Annotated in this window: 22 protein-coding genes and 1 pseudogene; 10 read left to right on the top strand and 13 right to left on the bottom strand. The window is 72.4% G+C overall.

Annotated elements, in window-relative coordinates; all coding sequences use genetic code 11:
• The first annotated feature begins 17 nt into the window (after nt 1-17).
• Nucleotides 18-434 carry a MarR family winged helix-turn-helix transcriptional regulator gene (locus tag OG799_RS14420; RefSeq protein ID WP_406045544.1) on the top strand — a complete coding sequence of 139 codons (417 nt, stop codon included), beginning with the start codon at nt 18-20 and terminating at the stop codon, nt 432-434.
• Between the two features lie 14 nt (nt 435-448).
• On the opposite strand, the gene OG799_RS14425 is transcribed toward OG799_RS14420, so the two are convergent.
• On the bottom strand, nt 449-865 hold the full coding sequence (locus OG799_RS14425; protein ID WP_406045545.1) for a hypothetical protein: 417 nt from the start codon (nt 863-865) through the stop codon (nt 449-451).
• Nucleotides 866-1,022: 157 nt separating this feature from the next.
• Between OG799_RS14425 and OG799_RS14430 the strand changes: the two genes are divergently transcribed.
• The gene (locus tag OG799_RS14430) at nt 1,023-1,451 is read left to right on the top strand and encodes an SRPBCC domain-containing protein (protein WP_406045546.1); all 429 of its coding nucleotides are present in this window, start codon (nt 1,023-1,025) and stop codon (nt 1,449-1,451) included.
• A 21-nt stretch (nt 1,452-1,472) separates the two neighbouring features.
• On the opposite strand, the gene OG799_RS14435 is transcribed toward OG799_RS14430, so the two are convergent.
• The 7 genes from OG799_RS14435 to OG799_RS14465 form a co-directional block, all read right to left on the bottom strand.
• Nucleotides 1,473-2,099 carry a TetR/AcrR family transcriptional regulator gene (locus OG799_RS14435; protein WP_406045547.1) on the bottom strand — a complete coding sequence of 209 codons (627 nt, stop codon included), beginning with the start codon at nt 2,097-2,099 and terminating at the stop codon, nt 1,473-1,475.
• 161 nt (nt 2,100-2,260) lie between these two features.
• Nucleotides 2,261-3,532: an ABC transporter substrate-binding protein gene (locus tag OG799_RS14440; RefSeq protein ID WP_406045548.1), complete on the bottom strand. Its 1,272-nt coding sequence runs from the start codon at nt 3,530-3,532 to the stop codon at nt 2,261-2,263.
• Nucleotides 3,533-3,585: 53 nt separating this feature from the next.
• Nucleotides 3,586-4,707: a branched-chain amino acid ABC transporter permease gene (locus tag OG799_RS14445; RefSeq protein ID WP_406045549.1), complete on the bottom strand. Its 1,122-nt coding sequence runs from the start codon at nt 4,705-4,707 to the stop codon at nt 3,586-3,588.
• Entirely contained in the window at nt 4,704-5,582 is an 879-nt protein-coding gene (locus tag OG799_RS14450; protein WP_406045550.1) for a branched-chain amino acid ABC transporter permease, read from the bottom strand. The genes OG799_RS14445 and OG799_RS14450 overlap by 4 nt, the downstream gene beginning before the upstream one ends.
• Before the next feature lie 31 nt (nt 5,583-5,613).
• Nucleotides 5,614-6,330, bottom strand: a complete 717-nt coding sequence (locus OG799_RS14455; protein ID WP_406045551.1) for an ABC transporter ATP-binding protein — start codon at nt 6,328-6,330, stop codon at nt 5,614-5,616.
• On the bottom strand, nt 6,327-7,154 hold the full coding sequence (locus OG799_RS14460) for an ABC transporter ATP-binding protein (RefSeq protein WP_406045552.1): 828 nt from the start codon (nt 7,152-7,154) through the stop codon (nt 6,327-6,329). Before OG799_RS14460 ends, OG799_RS14455 begins: the two co-directional genes overlap by 4 nt.
• A gap of 215 nt (nt 7,155-7,369) precedes the next feature.
• Nucleotides 7,370-8,122 carry an SDR family NAD(P)-dependent oxidoreductase gene (locus OG799_RS14465; RefSeq protein ID WP_406046289.1) on the bottom strand — a complete coding sequence of 251 codons (753 nt, stop codon included), beginning with the start codon at nt 8,120-8,122 and terminating at the stop codon, nt 7,370-7,372.
• 126 nt (nt 8,123-8,248) lie between these two features.
• Between OG799_RS14465 and OG799_RS14470 the strand changes: the two genes are divergently transcribed.
• Both OG799_RS14470 and OG799_RS14475 read left to right on the top strand, forming a co-directional pair.
• Nucleotides 8,249-9,463 (top strand): acyl-CoA dehydrogenase family protein, encoded by a 1,215-nt coding sequence (locus OG799_RS14470; protein WP_406045553.1) that lies wholly within the window; start codon nt 8,249-8,251, stop codon nt 9,461-9,463.
• On the top strand, nt 9,460-10,137 hold the full coding sequence (locus tag OG799_RS14475; protein WP_406045554.1) for a TetR/AcrR family transcriptional regulator: 678 nt from the start codon (nt 9,460-9,462) through the stop codon (nt 10,135-10,137). Before OG799_RS14470 ends, OG799_RS14475 begins: the two co-directional genes overlap by 4 nt.
• Here the strand turns inward: OG799_RS14475 and OG799_RS14480 are convergent.
• The 4 genes from OG799_RS14480 to OG799_RS14495 form a co-directional block, all read right to left on the bottom strand.
• Nucleotides 10,118-10,789, bottom strand: a complete 672-nt coding sequence (locus OG799_RS14480; RefSeq protein ID WP_406045555.1) for an SMP-30/gluconolactonase/LRE family protein — start codon at nt 10,787-10,789, stop codon at nt 10,118-10,120. The genes OG799_RS14475 and OG799_RS14480 overlap by 20 nt on opposite strands.
• A gap of 369 nt (nt 10,790-11,158) precedes the next feature.
• A complete protein-coding gene (locus OG799_RS14485) occupies nt 11,159-11,581 on the bottom strand; it encodes an SHOCT-like domain-containing protein (RefSeq protein ID WP_406045556.1) in 423 nt (140 codons plus the stop codon).
• Between the two features lie 11 nt (nt 11,582-11,592).
• A complete protein-coding gene (locus tag OG799_RS14490; protein ID WP_406045557.1) occupies nt 11,593-11,766 on the bottom strand; it encodes a hypothetical protein in 174 nt (57 codons plus the stop codon).
• Nucleotides 11,767-11,849: 83 nt separating this feature from the next.
• Nucleotides 11,850-12,227, bottom strand: a complete 378-nt coding sequence (locus OG799_RS14495; RefSeq protein WP_406045558.1) for a DUF2089 domain-containing protein — start codon at nt 12,225-12,227, stop codon at nt 11,850-11,852.
• Between the two features lie 233 nt (nt 12,228-12,460).
• On the opposite strand from OG799_RS14495, the pseudogene OG799_RS14500 reads away from it, so the two are divergent.
• Nucleotides 12,461-12,610, top strand: a pseudogene (locus OG799_RS14500) (GntR family transcriptional regulator); the annotation flags it as partial.
• 50 nt (nt 12,611-12,660) lie between these two features.
• Here OG799_RS14500 and OG799_RS14505 read toward each other — a convergent pair.
• A complete protein-coding gene (locus OG799_RS14505; RefSeq protein ID WP_406045559.1) occupies nt 12,661-13,011 on the bottom strand; it encodes a YciI family protein in 351 nt (116 codons plus the stop codon).
• Between the two features lie 252 nt (nt 13,012-13,263).
• Here OG799_RS14505 and OG799_RS14510 point away from each other — a divergent pair, with 252 nt between their 5' ends.
• The 5 genes from OG799_RS14510 (at nt 13,264) to OG799_RS14530 (ending at nt 18,530) form a co-directional block, all read left to right on the top strand.
• Nucleotides 13,264-14,010: a lysozyme gene (locus tag OG799_RS14510; protein ID WP_406045560.1), complete on the top strand. Its 747-nt coding sequence runs from the start codon at nt 13,264-13,266 to the stop codon at nt 14,008-14,010.
• Between the two features lie 64 nt (nt 14,011-14,074).
• Entirely contained in the window at nt 14,075-14,746 is a 672-nt protein-coding gene (locus OG799_RS14515) for a peptidoglycan recognition family protein (protein ID WP_406045561.1), read from the top strand.
• 63 nt (nt 14,747-14,809) lie between these two features.
• Nucleotides 14,810-17,497 (top strand): cation-translocating P-type ATPase, encoded by a 2,688-nt coding sequence (locus OG799_RS14520; RefSeq protein ID WP_406045562.1) that lies wholly within the window; start codon nt 14,810-14,812, stop codon nt 17,495-17,497.
• A 32-nt stretch (nt 17,498-17,529) separates the two neighbouring features.
• Complete coding sequence (locus OG799_RS14525) at nt 17,530-17,892, top strand: ArsR/SmtB family transcription factor (RefSeq protein ID WP_406045563.1); 363 nt, start codon at nt 17,530-17,532, stop codon at nt 17,890-17,892.
• The gene (locus tag OG799_RS14530) at nt 17,889-18,530 is read left to right on the top strand and encodes an SRPBCC family protein (RefSeq protein ID WP_406045564.1); all 642 of its coding nucleotides are present in this window, start codon (nt 17,889-17,891) and stop codon (nt 18,528-18,530) included. Before OG799_RS14525 ends, OG799_RS14530 begins: the two co-directional genes overlap by 4 nt.
• Nucleotides 18,531-18,541 lie beyond the last annotated feature (11 nt).

Below are 18,541 nucleotides of genomic sequence, written 5' to 3' on the forward strand. Positions count from 1 at the left end.
GCTGCTACGGTATTCCGGTGACCGGGAACGACGAGGAGAGCCTGGCCGACCTGTTCTGGGCGGTGGCCCGGCGGCTGCGCCACCAGTCCCGCCGCACCCTCGAACCGTGGGAGATCAACCCCGGTCACGCCCGGGCGCTGGCCGTGCTGATGCGGCACGGCCCGGTACGGCTGAGCACGCTCGCCGAGCACCTGCACATCGCGCCCCGCTCCACCACTGAGGTGGTCGACGGCCTGGAGGAGCGCGGCCTCGTCGAGCGCCGGCCCGACCCGGAGGACCGGCGCGCCACCCTGGTCGCACCGACCGCCGAGGGCACCCGGGTCGGCACCGCCATCCGGGCCGCCCGGGACGCCGAGGCGGAACGGTTCTTCGGCGACCTCGGCGAGGCCGACCGCGCCGACCTGGCCCGCATCCTGCGGACCCTGCGCGACTGACCGGCGTCGACCGGTCAGGAACGCAGCAGCCCGACGCCGAGTGTGGTGACGGCGGCGGCGAGCACCACCGCCCCGGCGTAGACGAGCACGACGAACCGATTGGGCCGTTGCACGGCGCGACCGGCGGAGGCGAGGAAGAACCCGGCTGGCATCAGAATCGCCGCCAACCAGACGCCGCTCCGGGCGATCAGCTCCCACCCGCCCGACAGGCGTGCGACGTCGGCGTAGGGCAACGTCACCAGTGCCAGGACGACCAGGATTCCGGCGTGGGCGTGGCCGGCTCGCGCGAAGCGGAGCTGGAACGGGGTCGCCGGCGCGGAGCCGCGCACCAGACGCAGCACGTACGTGCCGCCGTACTCGATCGCCAGCACGGCCAGCAGCAGGATGCCGGCCGTGTGTCTGGTGTCCGGCGTGAACGAGGCGTAATGCACTTGGCCCTCCGGTCGGATCAACGCGCGGACGGATGACCGTCCTGCCTTCATCAACGGATCCGACGGCGTTCCGCACCGGTCAGCGCTGCTCCGTTTCAACGGATGACGAGTGGGCACCATGGCGGTGAAGTCCTCGGCGGAGCGGAAGGAGAGAGCCGTGACGCAGGAAGCGATGGCGACGAGCACCGCTGTCATCAACGCCGAGCCGGCTGCCGTCTGGCAGGTGCTGACCGATCCGGAGCGGCTGAGCCGGGCGTTCTTCGGTGCGAAGGTCGAGACCGACTGGCGGGTCGGCAGCCCGATCACCTTCACCGGTGAGTGGGACGGGAAGACCTTTCAGGACAAGGGCGAGATTCTGGCCGTCGAACCCGGGCGGATGCTGCGGTTCACGCACTTCAGCCCGCTGAGCGGCCAGCCCGACGTGCCCGAGAACTACCACACGCTCACGTTCGACCTGACTCCCGCCGATCGTCGCACCGAGCTGACGATCAGCCAGAGCAACGCCGGCAGCGCGGAGGAACGCGAGCACTCCGAGGCCAACTGGGCGAAGATGCTGGACACCATCAAGCAGCTCGCCGGGCGCTGAGACGTCCGGCAGCGTCGTGGGTCACCGCAGGCCGGCGGCGATGGCGTCGACCAGCAGCGCGCCGAGGATCCGCGCCAGGGTGGCCCGGGCCGCCTCGACGTCGAGGCCCATCGCGTCGCGCATCATCGACCAGGCCGACCAGGTGCTCGCCACGGTCAAGGCGTCGAGCAACTGCTCGCGCCCCTCCCCCGCGTACGCCAGCTCCTGGCCGAACACCTTCTCGATCCCGCTGCGTACCCGGGCGATGTTGCCCTCCCGGTTGCGCCGCAGCTGGGGCGAAAAGGGCTCGCGCAGCGCGGAGGCGCGGGCCGAGGGCGCCAGCACCTCCAGCATCTGGACGCGCTGGGCGCAAAACTCCTCGATCCGCCGGGTGAGCGGCAACTCCGGCGGGACCGGACGGAGCAACTCCTGCTGCCGCTCGCTGACCCGCTGTCCGGTGGCGGCGTACAGGGCCTCCATGTCCTTGAAGTTGGTCCACAGGGTGCGCAGCGACACCCCCGCGCGTTCGGCGATGCGCTCCCCGGTGGGCTTGAGGTCCCCCTCGTCGATCAGTGCCAGGTGCGCCTCGACGATGGCGCCGCGGGTGCGTTCGGCCCGCGCGGCCCGCCCGTCCACCCGCGTTGGCGCGTCGGTGTCCACGTCGATCATCTGACGGTCCCCTGTCGGTACGGCCGGCGGCGCCGGGAAGAGCTGCACCGGAAGCGTAACGACGCCCGCCGGGTGCTCCGGAGCCGCGGCGACTCGCCGGAACCGGGTCGCCACAGCGCCGTGGCGACCCGTTCGCGGCCGGTGGCCGGCGGTCGCGCCGGTCAGGTCGTCGGGATGGTGTCCGCCGGTGGCGCGGTCGGCGTCTCGGTGAACTCCTTGACCTCGCCGTCACCGTCGTCGGTGGTCCAGGTCGGGCCGAAGTAGCTCTGTACGCCGCCCGAGACCTTGTTCATCCGTACGCCGCTGTAGCCGGCGTGCACGTCCTCGCTGTACCGGAACGGGGTGAGGCCCGGCCCCTTGAAGCCGCCCTTGCGCACCGCGTCGACCAGCTTCTCCCGGGTCAGGTCCTTGCCGGCCGCCAGCAGCGCCTGCACGAACGTGTACGCCATCGAGTAGCCGTAGACGGCGTTGCCGTCGATCGGGTTGGCCGCGTTGTACTGCTGGTGGATCTTCGTGAACGCCTGGATCCACGGGTTGCCCGCGTCGCCCGCCATCGGCAGGTAGTTGTCGGCGAGCATCCCCTCCAGGATCACCTTCTTGTCACCGAGCTGCTTGGACAGCGTGGTGTAGTCCGCGCCCACGTTGGACACCACCCACTGCGCCTTGAATCCCTGGCCGGCGGCTTGGCCCATGGCCAGCGCGGTGAAGCCGGGGATGCTCGCCGAGATCACCACCTGGCAACCGGCCGCCTTCAGTGCCCCGATCGCCGGGCCGACCTGCTGGTTGGTGGGGGTGTAGGTCTGTTTGGCCGCCATCGGTCCGAGGACCTTTTCGACCCCGACCAGGGAGTCGCGGCCGAAGTCGTCGTTCTGCCCGAAGTGGCAGACCTTCTGACCGGGGAACTGCTGCTTCACGAAGGTGGCCAGGATCTTGCCCTCGACGGTGTAGTCGGGCTGCCAGCCGAAGGTGGTCGGGTACTTGTCGGGCTGGTTCCAGTTGCGGCTGCCGGAGGAGACGAAGAGGTCGGGCACCTTCTGCGCCTTGATGAACTCCAGCACGTTGGTGTGGGTGGGGGTGCCGAGGCCGCCGAGGAGCGCGAAGACCTTGTCGTCGAGGACGAGCTTGCGGACCACGTTGTCGGTGTTCGCGGGGTTGTAGCCGTCGTCCATCACCTTGTAGACGATCTTCCGGCCGTTCACCCCGCCCTTGCTGTTGACGTGGTCGAAGTACGCCTTGGTGGCGGCGGAGATCTTGGAGTAGCCGGGGGCGGCGGGGCCGGTGAGCGGCTGGTGGGTGCCGATCACGATCTCGGTGTCGGTGACGCCCGGGACGTTCTCGGCCGCCTGCTTCTCGTCGTTGGCGCAGGCTGACGCGCCGACCAGCAGCGCGAGGCCGGCAGCGGCCGCGAGTGCGCGGCGTGCGGTGGGTTGCATGGTTCTCCATTCCGGTGCGACGGGGGCGAACGGGTGGGTGGAACCGGGGTGGGTCAGCGGCGCGCGGCCCGGAGACGTGCCCGCAGACGTGCGTTGAGCGTGCGGGCGGCGCCCTGGAGGCCGCCCGGGGCCGCGAGCATGACGACGATGAGGATCAGGCCGAACACGGCGAGGGCCAGGTTGCCCTCCAGCCGCCGGGCCAGGCCCGACGGCAGGGTGAAGGTCTCGGTGATGAGGCTCGGCAGGTCCTGCAGCGCCACCAGCAGGACCGCGCCCCAGACCGCGCCGGCGAGGCTGCCCAGGCCGCCGATCACGATCGCCATGAGCAGGAACAGCGACAGGTCGAGGGAGAACTTGCCCGGGGCGACGGTGGCGGTGAGCACCGCGTACACCCCGCCGCCCAGGCCGGCGCAGGCGGCGCTCACCACGAAGGCGAGCACCTGGGTACGGGCGACGTGGATGCCGGCCAGCTGGGCGGCCACCTCGTCGTCGCGGACGGCGCGCAGCGACCGACCGAACCGGCTGCGGACCAGGTTCGCCATCAGCAGCATGGTCAGCAGCGCGGCGAGCAGCGCGACCCAGGCCAGCCAGCGCTCCGGCTGGAAGTACGCGCCGAGGAACGCCGGCGGCGTCTCCGCCGGGAAGCGCAACCCCTGCTCACCGTTGAACACGTCGGTGAAGATCGTGGTGATCGCCGGGACCAGGGTCGCCACGGCGAGGGTGACGCCGGCCAGGTACGGCCCGCGCAGCCGGGCGGCGGCCAGCCCGATGATCAGGCCCGCCAGCGCGGTCACCCCGACGGCGAGCAGCAGCGACAGCGGCAGGATCCACCGGCCCTGCACCGCCCGCTCGTCGAAGCCCTGCTGCATCAGGGCGACGGTGTACGCGCCGGTCGCCATCAGCGCCCCGTGCCCGAGGGAGAGCTGGCCGTTGAGCCCGACCAGGACGGTGTAGCCGGCGGTCACGCAGAGGAACGCGCAGACCCGGGCGACCTGGAGGTTCTGGTACGGCGGCAACTGGTTGGTCAGCAGCACGACCGCCGTCCCGGCGAGCACGGCCAGGACCAGGTGGCGCAGCAGCGTCGACCCGCGCGGCCCGGCGCCGGGCGGGCCGGGCAGCAGCCGGCGCAGCGGCGACGGTGCCGTGGACACGTCGGATGGCCGGGTGGCGGTCACACGTGCCTCGCTTTCGCGCTGGACAGGAGCCCGCCGGGACGGACCAGCAGGACCGCCAGCAGCAGGACGAGGATGGCCAGCGGCGTGGTGTCGGGGCCGAGGTAGCCGGTGACGTACGACAGGATCAGGCCGACCAGCAGGCCGCCGACCACGGCGCCGGCCGGGCTGTCCAGGCCGCCGACGACGGCGGCGGTGAACGCGACGACGAAGACCAGGTCCATCGCGTGCGGGTGCAGTCCCAGCCCGGTGGGGACGACCAGCATGCCGGCGAGGGCGCCGACCGCGGCGGCCAGCGCCCAGCCCAGCGTGAGCATCCGGCCGACGTCGACGCCGAGCAGCCGGGACACCTCGGGCGCGAAGGCGGACGCCCGCATCCGCAGGCCGATCGGCGTCCGGGTGAACAGCAGCCCGAGCAGCACCACGACCGCGAGGACCGCGCCGAGGACCCACAGGTCGTACGGGGACAGCGCGGCGACCCCGCCGACGGTGAGCGCGTCGGTGTCGAACGGTGCGGCCGCCGGCCGGTACTCGTTGCCGAAGACCATGCCGAGCACCGCCTGGATCAGCAGCACCAGGCCGAGGGCGACGATGACGTCGTTGAGCGGGTTGGCGTGGCCGACGAAGCGCATCAGCACCCGTTCGACGAGCGCGCCCAGCGCGAGGCCGGCGAGGACGGCGGCGCCGAGGCCGAGCCAGTACGAGCCGGTGGCGGAGGCGACGGCGTAGCCGACGTAGGCGGTCGCCACCGCCATCGCGCCCTGCGCGAAGTTGACCAGACGGGCCGCCCGCCAGATGAGCACCAGGGCGAGGGCGAACGCCGCGTAGACGGCGCCGGTGGACAGTCCGTCGAAGGTGAGGAACAAGAACCGGTCCAAGCGCGGATCCTTCCTACGTGCCGGGCGGCGGTCAGAACCCGAGGTACGCGTGGCGGAGGGTGGCGTCGTCGCGCAGCTGCGCCGCCGGGGTGGCCGTCACGACCCGGCCGAGGGACATCACCACACCCTGGTCGGCGACGGACAGGGCGCTGCGCACGTTCTGCTCGACGAGCAGGACGGTCAGCCCGCCGCTGTCGCAGAGCTGGCGCAGCAGCGCCATGATCTGCGCGGCCACCCGGGGGGCGAGCCCGAGCGACGGCTCGTCGAGCAGCAGCAGCCGGGGGCGCGCGATCAGCGCCCGGCCGAGGGCGAGCATCTGCCGTTCCCCGCCGGAGAGCTGGTGGCCGGCGTGCCGCCGGCGCCGGGCCAGCGGCTCGAAGAGCTGGTACACCTCGTCCTGCGCCCGGCGGGCGTCGGCCCGGTCCCGGCGCCACAGGCCGCCGAGGCGCAGATTCTCCTCGACGGTCAGCTCGGCGACGATGCCGCGCCCCTCGGGCACGTGCGCCAGGCCGCGGCGCACCAGGCGTTCCACGCGGACGCCGCGCAGGTCGGCGCCGTCGAAGCGGACCCGCCCGCCGGTGGGTCGGAGCAGGCCGGACAGGGTCCGCAGCAGGGTGGTCTTACCCGCGCCGTTGGCGCCGAGCACGGCGGTGACGGTCCCGGTGGGCACGCTGAGCGTGACGTCGCGCAGCACCGGCACCGGGCCGTAGCCGGAGCTGAGCGCCGCCACCTCCAGCAGGGCGCTCACGAGTCGCCCCCCGGGCCCGGCGCCGCCGCCCCGGCCGGGACGTCGGCGCCGAGGTACGCCTCGGTGACCAGCGGGTCGTCCCGCACCTGGTCGGGAGTGCCGGTGGCGATGACCCGGCCGAAGTCGAGCACCACGATCTCGTGGCAGACGGACATCACCAGGTCCATGTGGTGCTCGACGAGCATGATCGAGCAGGCTCCGCCGGCCCGGGCGGGCAGCGCCGTGACGAGCGCGGCCAGCTCGGCGATGTCCTCCGTGCCGAGGCCGCCGGCCGGCTCGTCGAGCAGGAGCAGGCGGGGCCGGGCGATCAGGGCGCGGGCGAGGGCGACCCGTTTGCGGACGGCGTACGGCAGGGTGGCGGGGGCGGCCGCGGCGTGCTGCGCGACGCCCAGCTCGGCCAGCAGGTCGTGGGCCTCGTCCCGCAGCCGCCGTTCGTCGCGGTCGCTGCGGGGCAGGCCGAACAGGGCGGCGGCGAAGCCGGCGCGGGCGGCGTGGCTGGCGCCGGCCAGCACGTTCTCGACGACGCTGAGGCCGGGGAAGAGGCCGACCCCCTGGAGGGTGCGGGCGATGCCGAGCCGGGTGAGCCGGTGCGGGCGGGGCCGGAACGGCCGGCCGTCGAGGGTGAGCGTGCCGCTGGTCGGCGGGACGAACCCGCAGACGACGTTGAACAGGGTGGTCTTTCCGGCGCCGTTGGGGCCGATCACGCCGACGATCCGGCCGGGTGGCACCCGCAGGGAGACGTCGTCGAGGGCGACCAGCCCACCGAACCGCACGCCGACGTGGTGGAGGGCCAGATCGATTCCGGCGGTGGGTGGAGGGCTCATGTTCACCTCTTGCGAGGACGCGGCGGCGGGGGATGCGCGGGGCGACTCGGGCGAAGCATGGGGCTGGTTGTTACACCGGGAGTGTATCGATCAAGCGGTTGGCGTCGATGTTTCGTTACGACGCTGTGACATCGGCGGGATCAATCGGCGCAAATGAGATCGACGGAGGCGCGGCTGTTGCACTTACGGTGCAAGGGTTTCCGCCGTGGACGACGTCACGGCATGACCAGGCCGCCGTCGACGGGCACGGTCGCACCGGTCACGTACGACGAGGCGTCGCTGGCCAGCCAGATCAGGGTGGCGGCGAGCTCCTCGTGCTCGCCGAGGCGACCGGCCGGCGCCAGCGCCCTGACCATCTCGAAGGTGGCCGGCTCCAGTTGGTCGCTCATCTCCGAGCGGAAGAAGCCGGGGGCGATGCAGTTGACCCGGATGCCCTTGCGGCCGGTCCACTGTGCGGCCAGATCGCGGGTCAGCCCGATCACGCCGGCCTTGCTGGAGGCGTACGCCGCCTGCGGGATGCCGCCGGGGCGCAGGCCGATGACGCTGGAGATGTTGACGATGGCACCGCCGCTCGTGGCGGCCCGGGCGAAGGCCTGCGCCATCCAGTAGCTGCCCATCAGGTTGACGTCGACGACGGAGCGGAACTGGTCGGGCGTCTCCCGGGTGGCGGGGACGGCGGTGCCGACGCCGGCGTTGTTGACCAGCACGTCCACCCGTCCGAAGTGCTCGACGGCGGTGGCGATCAGCGCCTCGCAGTCCTCCGGCCGGCTGACGTCGGTGGCGCGGGCCGCGTACCGGCGGCCGGCCGCCTCGACGAGCGCGCCCGTGTCCGGCAGCCGCTCGACGCGGCGGGCGCCGAGCACCACGTCGGCGCCGGCCTCGGCGAGCGCGCGGGCGAACGACACCCCCAGGCCGGACGAGGCGCCGGTCACCACGGCGACCTTCCCGTCGAGGCGGAACCGGTCCATCACGCTCACCCTGGGACTCCTCACGGTCGCGGCGCCGCACCCTGGACGGCATACCGACCAGACGGTATGTTCGGCGTCCGGCGACGGTAGCGAGCCGCCGACACGCGCGTCAATGGGGAGGCAGCCATGGACTTCGAACCGACAGCACGCGGCGCCGAGTTGCTGAAGCGGCTCCAGGAGTTCATGGACGACCACGTCTACCCGGCCGAGCCGGTGTACGCCGCGCGGCGGGCCGAGCTCACCGCGGCCGGCAACCGTCACCACCTGCCCGCCGTCGTCGAGGACCTCAAGGCCGAGGCCCGCCGCCGCGGGCTGTGGAACCTCTTCCTGCCCGCCGTTTCCGGCCTGACCAACCTGGAGTACGCCCCGCTCGCCGAGCTGATGGGCCGCTCCATCGAGCTCGCCCCCGAGGCGACCAACTGCGCGGCACCGGACACCGGCAACATGGAGATCCTGCACATGTTCGGCACCGCCGAGCACCAGGAGCGCTGGCTTCGCCCGCTGCTCGACGGCGAGATCCGGTCGGCCTTCGCGATGACCGAGCCGGACGTCGCCTCCAGCGACGCCACCAACATCGCCACCCGGATCGAACGCGACGGCGACTCGTACGTCATCAACGGCCGCAAGTGGTGGACCACCGGCATCGCCGACCCGCGCTGCCAGATCATGATCGTGATGGGCAAGACCGACCCGTCGGCCGACACCCACCGGCAGCAGTCGATGATCCTGGTGCCGGTGGACACCCCCGGCGTCCAGGTGGTCCGTTCGCTGCCCGTCTTCGGCTACCACGACCAGCACGGCCACGGCGAGGTCGTCTTCACCGACGTACGGGTGCCGGCGTCGCACCTGCTCGGCGAGGAGGGCGGCGGCTTCGCCCTCGCCCAGGCCCGACTCGGACCGGGCCGCATCCACCACTGCATGCGCGCCATCGGCCTGGCCGAGCGCGCGCTCAGCCTGATGGTGCACCGCGCCGCCGGGCGGGTCGCCTTCGGCCGGACGCTGGCCGAACAGGGCGTGGTGCAGCAGCAGATCGCCGAGTCCCGGATGGCGATCGAGCAGGCCCGGCTGCTCACCCTCAAGGCCGCCTGGATGATCGACAAGTACGGCGCCAAGGGCGCGCGCACCGAGATCGCCGCCATCAAGGTGATCGCCCCCCGGGTCGCCCTCGAGGTGCTCGACCGGGCGATCCAGGTGCACGGCGGCGCCGGCGTCTCCGACGACGTGCCGCTCGCCTCGATGTACGCCGGCGCCCGTACGCTGCGCATCGCCGACGGCCCCGACGAGGTGCACGTCCGCGACGTCGCCCGGCGCGAGATCCGCCGGCAGCTGGAGTCGCGGTGACCGTGACGACCGCACCGGCCGGGCGGCGGCGGGCGCCGCGCGGCTCGGCCCGGCGCAGCATCGTCGCCGCCGCCACCGAACTCTTCGCCCGGCGCGGCTACGAGGCGACCAGCGTGCAGGAGATCGTGGCCGCGGCCGAGGTCACCAAGGGCGCCCTGTACCACTGGTTCGGGTCGAAGTCCGAGCTGCTCACCAGCATCTACCGGGAGCTGCTCGCCGAGCAGACCCAGCGGCTGCGACAGATCGCGGACGGCCCCGGGCCGGTCGAGGAGCGGCTGCGCGCCGCGGCCCTCGACGTGGTGGAGCACACCGCCGAGCACGCCGCCGAGCTCACCGTCTGGGCCCGCTCGGCGCACCTGCTCGACGACGAGCAGGCCGAGGCGACCCGCCGGGAGCGGCGGCGCTACCACGACCTGTTCCGCGACCTGGTCCGCGAGGGGCAGGACAGCGGCGTGGTGCGCGGCGACCTCTCCGCCACCGTGATCACCCACGCGTTCCTCAGCGCCCTGGGCAACACGCACACCTGGTTCCATCCCGACGGGCCGCTGACCTTCGCGGAGGTCGGCCATCAACTCGTCGCGCTGTTCCTCGGCGGCCTGCGCCCGCCGGGACCGGATCCGGTGGCGCCGCACTCCCCCGAGCCGCGGGACCGGCTCATCGCGGCGCCGCGCTGACCGGACGGGCGGCGCCCGGCGCGGGCGCGCCGATCGTCAGGACCTGACCGGTACGGGGGCCGCCGGCCAGCGCCCGCGGGGACCACTCGGTGACCACCAGGAACAGCGTCCGGCCGTCCGGCCCGCCGAGGGCGCAGGCGAAGCAGCCCCGGTCCAGGTCGATCCGGTCCCGCACCCGGCCGCCCTCGGCCACCCGCACGGCGCAGCGGTTCGGCACGTCGCCGTACCAGACGGCGCCGGAGGCGTCGAGGCAGATGCCGTCCGGGGCGGAGCCCGGCACCTCGGCCCAGACCCGCCGGCCGGTCAGCGAGCCGTCGGCGCCGACGTCGTACGCGGTGAGGCGGGGTGGGCCGTCGGGCGGGACCAGGGCGATCGCGCCCGGCGCGAACTCGCCCCCGGGGAAGTCGAACCCGATGGTGTTGACGTACGCGTTGCCCCGGACGTCCGTGACCACCTCGATCCACGGGTGCGCCACCAGCGACCGCAGGTCGGCGTGGCCGACCAGGGTGCCGTCGGTCTCCCGGCGCAGCGGCCGCCCGGCCCCGCCGGCGACGACCAGCAGCCGGCCGTCGGGCAGCCAGTCCAGGCAGATCGGCAGGCCGTAGACCCGGGCCACCACCTCGGTCCGGCCGTAGGCGTCGACGCTGAGCACTTCCCCGGCGCCCCAGTCGGCCAGCCAGAGCCGCCCGTCGTGCCAGCGCGGCGACTCCCCGAAGCCAGTCCGTTTCCCTGACGTGTTCCGACCGGTTCCGGACCTCACCGCGGCGATCACCGGCGTGGTCACCGGGTTCCGCGAGCACACCTACCGGGACCTCATCGACGAGCTGAGCCCCGCGGACTTTCATTGACCGCTGTGGATGTTTGAATGGAAGGAGGGGCCACTCGTCCGAGTGGCCCCTCCGCTACGCGCCGATGAGCGGCTAGACTTCAGGTTGGCAGTTCAACCGTGCTCTGCTGTAGCGGGCGCGGCCTCGGGAGGGTGTTCCAGCACCTCTCGGGGGTCCGTCCAACTGGACGGCGCCTACTCGCAGAAGACACGTACTTTGGCATCGGGCTGGTCGACCTCCACGGTCATCTCGTCGAGGTGCTCCACGAGCGCCTCGAGCTGTTCGGGCTTGAGCTGCGTCAGGTCGAACGGCACGCCCGACTTGTTCAGTTCGGCGTTGGCCTGACCCAGTGCCTGCGGCGGGATCAGGGCCGCCAGCCGTACGCCGGCCCGCAGCAGCTGCAGCGGCACCCGCACGTTGACCCGCGCCGGCTCGCCGTTCTCAAGGGCGTCCACCACCACCCGCAGGTACTTCGCCTTGCCCTTCGGCCGGGCGTCGAGACTCGACGCCGCCGGCGGCTGGTCCCGTTCGAGCGCGGCGATGAGCTGCTCCGCCTCCTCTGCGGTGATCTTGCCCTCGGCCAGCATGTCGAGGATGTCCTTGCGCTGTTCGTTCATTGGAACCTCTCCTATCGGATAGTTACGAGCACAGCCGTACGGCCCTGCTCGACGTCGACCCGGGTGCCGGGCAACGCGGAGACGATGCGCCAACCGGTGCCGAGTGCCCGCACCACACTGACGCGGTACACGAGGCAGGCCACGGCCGCCACCAGTACGGCCAGGACCACGACCGGTGAGAACACGAGCACTACGGGGAGTACCGGGACCCAGATCCGGATGGGACGACCGTCCGGGCGTTTGACCCGTACGGTCAACAACTGCGGCATCATGTGCGACCCTCCAATTCGGACAGTGCCTGCTGTGCGGTGATCTCGCCGCGGCGCAACCGATCGATGACGTCGGCCCGCGACGGCGCCGGATCGGTCTCGACGAAGTCGAGCATCTGCGTGATCCGGTTCAGTCGTGATTTGATCGTCGGGTAGCTCACCCCGAAGATCCGCTCCATCTCCTTGATGGAACCGTGGCACCGCACGAACGCCGTGACGAAGACCTGATCCTCGACGTTGAGCTGAGCCAGTTGCGGTAGCTCGAACTCGCCCTCGATCGCGACGCCGCCGCCTGCCAGGCGCACCCGCTCGACGACGAACGGCTGGCCCCGGGTCAGGTTCGTGAGTTCCTGCCAGTCCATCGCCTGCTCTGTCATATCTAAAGTTTTACTCGCCGCACCCTCAACTTTCAAGAAGTTGATCTTAATTTTCTTAAACCCGCACTTCCTTCGGGCTCCTTGCTGCTTCGCCGCCCCGCCCTGCCGCCCGTCACGGCCCCGCCGCTTCCACTGCCGTCGATCTAGGGCGAAATCGCGTGAGTGGATCTCCAGGCAGGCGAATTCGCCCTAGATCAACGCGAAAGGGCAGTCCTTTGGGCGATACGCGGGATATGCGCGGCCCGACGTCGGCGAAGGTCGCGGACGATCTCCAACGGCGGATAGCCGCTGGTGAATTTCCTCGTGGGCAACGCCTGCCGACCTATGACCAGCTTGCCGCCGAGTACGGGTCGGCCCGGCGCACTGTCACGCGCGCCGTTGACATGCTCAAGCCGCAGAACACCCGTTCGACGTCGTCGGGCGTGGGCGACGGTCAGACCTCACCCTGGAACGGACGCACCTCGATGGGCAGGGTGGTCGCCAGGGCGTACCGGCGGCCCCACTCGAGGGCGGTGTCCAGGTCCGGCGCGGTGATGATGGTGAAGCCGCCCAGGTATTCCTTGCCCTCGACGTAGGGCCCGTCGGTGACCAGCACCTCGTCGCCCTTCGGCCGGAGCACGGTGGCGGTCTCCGGGGCGTGCAGCCCGTTGCCGAAGACCCACGACCCGGCCTCGACCAGCTCGTCGTGGATGGCGTCGACCTTGCGCATCACCCCGGCCAGGAACTCCGGGTCGGGCATCCCCTCGCCCGTCGGCTGGTACATGCTGATCAGGTACTGCTTCACGGTCTCCTCCTCGCCCGGCGGCCGGTCCGTTGCCGGCCCCTTCACCCTCCACACGAACGGGCCGCCGCCGGATCGACACGCCGGCCCGGATGATTTCCGCGGGCACGGGCAAGCGCGTTCGCCCACCCGATTCAGACATAAAGAAAATCTTCCATGTATCTATTGAAGTTAATCTTCATCCTGTGACCTAATACTGACAGTTCCTTTCGCCCCCACTCCCGCCGCCGACGCGGCATCCCCCCGGGAGGAAAGATGAACCGTCCCCTCCGAACGGCGCTGCGCACCGCCGGCGCCGCCCTGCTCACCACGGTCACCCTGGCCGCCTCGACCGTCCTCGGCGCCACGCCGGCCAGCGCCGCCCCGGCCGGGCTGCCCGGCATGGACGTCTCCAGCTACCAGGGCAACGTCAACTGGTCCGCCGCCTGGAACAACGGCGCCCGGTTCGCGTATGTCAAGGCCACCGAGGGCACGTACTACACCAACCCGTACTTCGCCCAGCAGTACAACGGCTCGTACAACGTCGGGATGATCCGGGGCTCCTACCACTTCGCCCGGCCGGACACCACCAGCGGCGCCACCCAGGCCAACTACTTCGTCGACCACGGCGGCGGCTGGTCCAAGGACGGCAAGACCCTGCCCGGCGCGCTCGACATCGAGTACAACCCGTACGGCTCGACCTGCTACGGGCTGAGCCAGAGCTCGATGCGCAGCTGGATCGCCTCCTTCGTCAACCAGTACCACTCCCGCACCGGCCGGTGGGCGACGATCTACACCACCACCGACTGGTGGACCACCTGCACCGGCAACTACAGCGGCTTCGCCGCCAACGACCCGCTCTGGATCGCCCGCTACTCCAGCTCCGTGGGCACCCTGCCGGCCGGCTGGTCGACGTACTCGTTCTGGCAGTGGTCGTCCTCCGGCGTCTTCCCCGGCGACCAGAACGTCTGGAACGGCACCCTGGACCGGCTCAAGGTGCCGGCCTGCAACGGACCCTGCTGATCCCGCACCGGTGGCGGGCCTGCCCGGCCCGCCACCGGAGGAGCCCTGAGACGAGGAGGTTCCGATGTCCGCCCCCGTACCTCGGCGGGCCGTGCTGCGCGGCGCCGTCCTGCTCGGCGCCGCCGCCGGCGTCACCGCGCTCGGCCAGCTCACCGGCGACCGCGGCGCCCGGGCGGTCGCCACCCGGGTCGACCAGCCGACGATCGCCAACTGCGCCACCTGGGGCGCCCGCCCGCCGTCGTCGGCGGTGACCGTGGTGCAGAACCGCCCCAACAAGATCATCATCCACCACACGGCGTTCCCCAACTCGACCGACTACAGCCTGGCCCACGCGTACCAGAACTCCCGCGACATCCAGGACCTGCACATGGACACCAACGGTTGGCTGGACTCCGGGCAGCACTTCACCAACAGCCGGGGCGGATACCTGACCGAGGGCCGGCACGGCAGCCTCTACGCGCTGCTGCACGGGCAGACCATGGTGCAGGGCGCGCACTGCGTCGGGCAGAACAGCCAGGCCATCGGCATCGAGAACGAGGGCATCTACCTCGACGTCCAGCCGCCGCAGGCGCTCTGGGACAGCCTGGTGCTGTTCTGCGCGTTCACCTGCCAGCAGTACGCCATCCCGGCCACCGAGATCTACGGGCACAAGGACTTCAACAACACGCAGTGCCCCGGGCTCCTCCACGACCGGCTGCCCGAGCTGCGCAGCGCGGTCGCCGCCCGGCTCGGCTGAGCCGGCCCGCCGGAAACCCGGAACCGGGCCCGCCGGGGCCGGCCCGTACCGCAGCCTGGGACCGTGGTGGAGCAGCAGGCGACGACCGGCGGGCCGGACCCGCGGGCGCCGCTGGCCGAGCTGTGCCGCGCCCTCTCGGCGGGCCCCGACGGCCTGGACACCGCCGAGGCCCGGCGGCGGCTGGCCGCGTACGGGCCGAACGAGCTGCGGCGGCAGCGGCGGCGTGGCTGGTGGCGGGAGCTGGGCCGGCAGGTCGTCCACCCGTTGGCGCTGCTGCTCTGGGTGGCCGCGGCGCTGGCCTGGGTGGCCGGCACCGTCGTGCTGGCCGTGGCGATCCTGGTGGTGATCGCGTTGAACGCGCTCTTCGCCTCCGCGCAGGAGCGGCAGGCCGAGCGGGCGGTCGAGGCGCTCACCCGCTACCTGCCCCGGCACGCCCGGGTCCGCCGGGACGGACGCTGGCAGGAGATCCCGGCGGCGGAGCTGGTCCCCGGCGACGTGCTGGCGGTGGCCGAGGGGGACCGGGTCTCCGCCGACGCCCGGCTGATCGAGGGCACCGTCGAGGTGGACCTCTCCGCCCTCACCGGCGAGTCCCAGCCGGTCTACCGCTCGGCCGACGCGCCACCGTCGCGAGGCGGCCCGACCGAGGCCGCCAACCTGGTCTTCAGCGGCACCAACTGCCTGAGCGGCGAGGCCCGGGCCCTGGTGCACGCCACCGGGATGCGGACCGAGCTGGGCCGGATCGCCGCCCTGTCGCAGCGGGTGGGGCGCGAGGAGAGCCCGCTGGAGAAGCAGGTCCGCCGGGTCGCCTGGCTGATCGCGGGGGTGGCGGTCGGCGCCGGGCTGGTCTTCTTCCCGCTCGGCGTGTTTGTCGCCGGAATGCCGATCTCCGACGCCTTCACCTTCGCCATCGGTCTGCTGGTCGCGAACGTGCCGGAGGGGTTGCTGCCCACCATCACCCTCGCCCTGGCCGTCGGCGTACGCGGCCTGGCCCGGGTGGGCGCGGTGGTGAAGCGGCTCAGCGCGGTCGAGACGCTCGGCTCGACGGACGTGATCTGCACCGACAAGACCGGCACGCTGACCGAGAACCGGATGCGGGTGGTGGCGGTCCGCGCCGCCGACACCCTGCTGGACCCGGCCCCGGGGCGGGGCGCCCGACCCGACGCGGCGCTGCGTGCGCTGGCCGTCGCGGTGGCGGCCTGCAACAACGCCGACCTGGACAGCGGCGACCCCACCGAGGTGGCACCGCTGCGGCTCGCCGCGGACCTCGGCGTCACCGACGACCACGCCGGGCGGCGGACACAGTTCGCGTTCGACCCGAAGCTGCGGCTGATGTCCACCGTCGACTCCGACGCCGGGCAACTCTGGCTGCACACCAAGGGCGCGCCGGAGGAGGTGCTGCGCCGCTGCACCCGGGTCGTCGGGGCGGACGGCACGGACCGGCCGCTCGACGAGGCGTACCGGAAGGAGCTGGACGCGGCGGTGACCGCGCAGGCCGGGCAGGGCCGGCGGGTCCTCGGCGTGGCCCGGCGCCCGCTGCCGACGGCGCCGGCGGGCCGCGCGGACGCCGAGCGGGACCTCACCTTCCTCGGTTTCGTCGCGATGGTCGACCCGCCCCGACCGGAGGTGCCGGAGGCGGTCGCCCGCTGCCACACCGCGGGCATCCGGATCATCATGGTCACCGGCGACCACGGGTTGACCGCCGCCGCGATCGCCCGGCAGGTCGGCATCACCCGGGGCGAACCCACCGTGCTGACCGGCGATCAACTGGACGGGATGTCCCCGGATCGGCTGCGGGACCTGCTCGCCGAACACCGGGAGGTGGTCTTCGCCCGGGTCTCCCCGGAGGCGAAGCTGCACATCGCCGAGGCGCTGCGGGCCAACCACCAGGTGGTGGCGATGACCGGCGACGGGGTCAACGACGCGCCGGCGCTGCGGCGGGCGGACATCGGGGTGGCGATGGGCCGGACCGGCACGGACGTGACCCGCGAGGCCGCCACGATGATCCTCACCGACGACAACTTCGCCACGATCGTCGCCGCCGTGGCGGCGGGCCGCCGGGTCTACGACAACGTCCGAAAATTCATCCTCTACATCTTCGCCCACCTGACCCCGGAGGTCGTGCCGTTCCTGATCTTCGCGCTCTCCGCCGGGGCGGTGCCGCTGCCGCTGACCGTGATGCAGATCCTCGCCATCGACCTGGGCACCGAGACGCTGCCCGCGCTCGCGCTGGGCCGGGAGCCCGCCGAACCCGGGCTGATGGAGCGGCCACCCCGGCGGCGAAGCGACAAGGTGGTGAACGGGCCGATGGTGGCCCGGGGCTACGGCTTCCTCGGGCTGATCTCGGCGGCACTGGTGCTGGCGGGGTTCTTCGCCGTGCTGCTGCGGGCCGGCTGGCGGCCGGGGGCGCCCACCGGGCCGGGCAGCGCGCTGCACGACGCGTACCGGGAGGCCACCACGATGACCTTCCTGGGCATCGTGTCCTGCCAGATCGGCACCGCCTTCGCGGCGCGGACCGAGCACGTCTCGCTGCGTTCGGTGGGCGTGTTCAGCAATCGGCTGCTGCTGTGGGGGATCGTCTTCGAGCTCGCGGTCGCCGCGCTGATCGTCGGCGTGCCCCCGTTGCGGGCCGTCTTCGGCACCCGGCCGCCGGAGCCGGCCATGCTGGCGCTGCTGCCGGCGTTCCCGCCGATCGTCTGGGGCGCCGACGAGCTGCGCCGGGCGGCACGCCGGCGCAGGCAACACCACCGCTAGCTTATATAAGCGCGATCTGATAGGAAGGGTGGGTGCACGCCTTCGACGTCCTCGGGGACCCGATCCGCCGCCGGATCCTCGAACTGCTGGCCGAGGGCGAGCAGACCGCCGGCACCCTCTGCGCGGCGGTCCAGCGGGAGTTCGGCATCTCCCAACCGGCCGTGTCGCAGCACCTGCGGGTGCTGCGCGACAACGGCTTCGCGACCGTACGACCCGAGGGCACCCGCCGCCTCTACGCGGTGGACCCGCAACCGCTGCGCCAGGTCGACGCCTGGCTGGACCACTTCCGCAGGTTCTGGACGCCTCCGCTGGAGGCGCTCGCCACCGAGCTGGCCCGCGGGCGGCGGGAGCGGCGGCTGCGCGAGGGCGGCCCCGATGAGAGGACAGCACCATGATCGACGTGATCGGGCAGATCAGCGCCGTCGAACGCACCGTCGGCAGCCGTACGCTGCCCGCCGGACAGGCGCGCGTGAGCATCATCAGCCAGACGTACGACGCGCCGGTGGAGGACGTCTGGGACGCCTGCACCAGCGCCGAGCGGATCCCCCGCTGGTTCCTGCCGATCTCCGGCGACCTGCGGCTGGGCGGCCGCTACCAGCTGGAGGGGAACGCGGGCGGCACGATCGAGCGCTGCGACCCGCCGCACGGCTTCACCGCCACCTGGGAGTACGGCGACGAGGTGAGCTGGATCGAGGTGCGGCTCAGCCCGGCGGGCGAGGGACGTACCCGGTTCGAGCTGGAGCACGTCGCGCACGTGGACGACCAGCGCTGGGCCGAGTTCGGACCGGGCGCCGTCGGCGTCGGCTGGGACATGGGCCTGCTCGGGCTGGCCTCACACCTGGCGGCCGACGGCAGCGGGGTCGCCCCGGCGGATGCCGCCGCCTGGATGGGCTCCGACGAGGGCCGCCGGTTCATGACGCTGAGCAGCGAGCGCTGGGGCGAGGCGAGCGTGGCGGCCGGCACCCCGGCCGACGAGGCCCGGGCCGCCGCGGCACGGACCACCGCCGCGTACACCGGGGTGCCGGCCTCCTGACCCCGCGACGT

It is taken from the genome of Micromonospora sp. NBC_00898 (genome assembly GCF_045207895.1).
In the GTDB taxonomy this organism is placed as follows: domain Bacteria; phylum Actinomycetota; class Actinomycetes; order Mycobacteriales; family Micromonosporaceae; genus Micromonospora.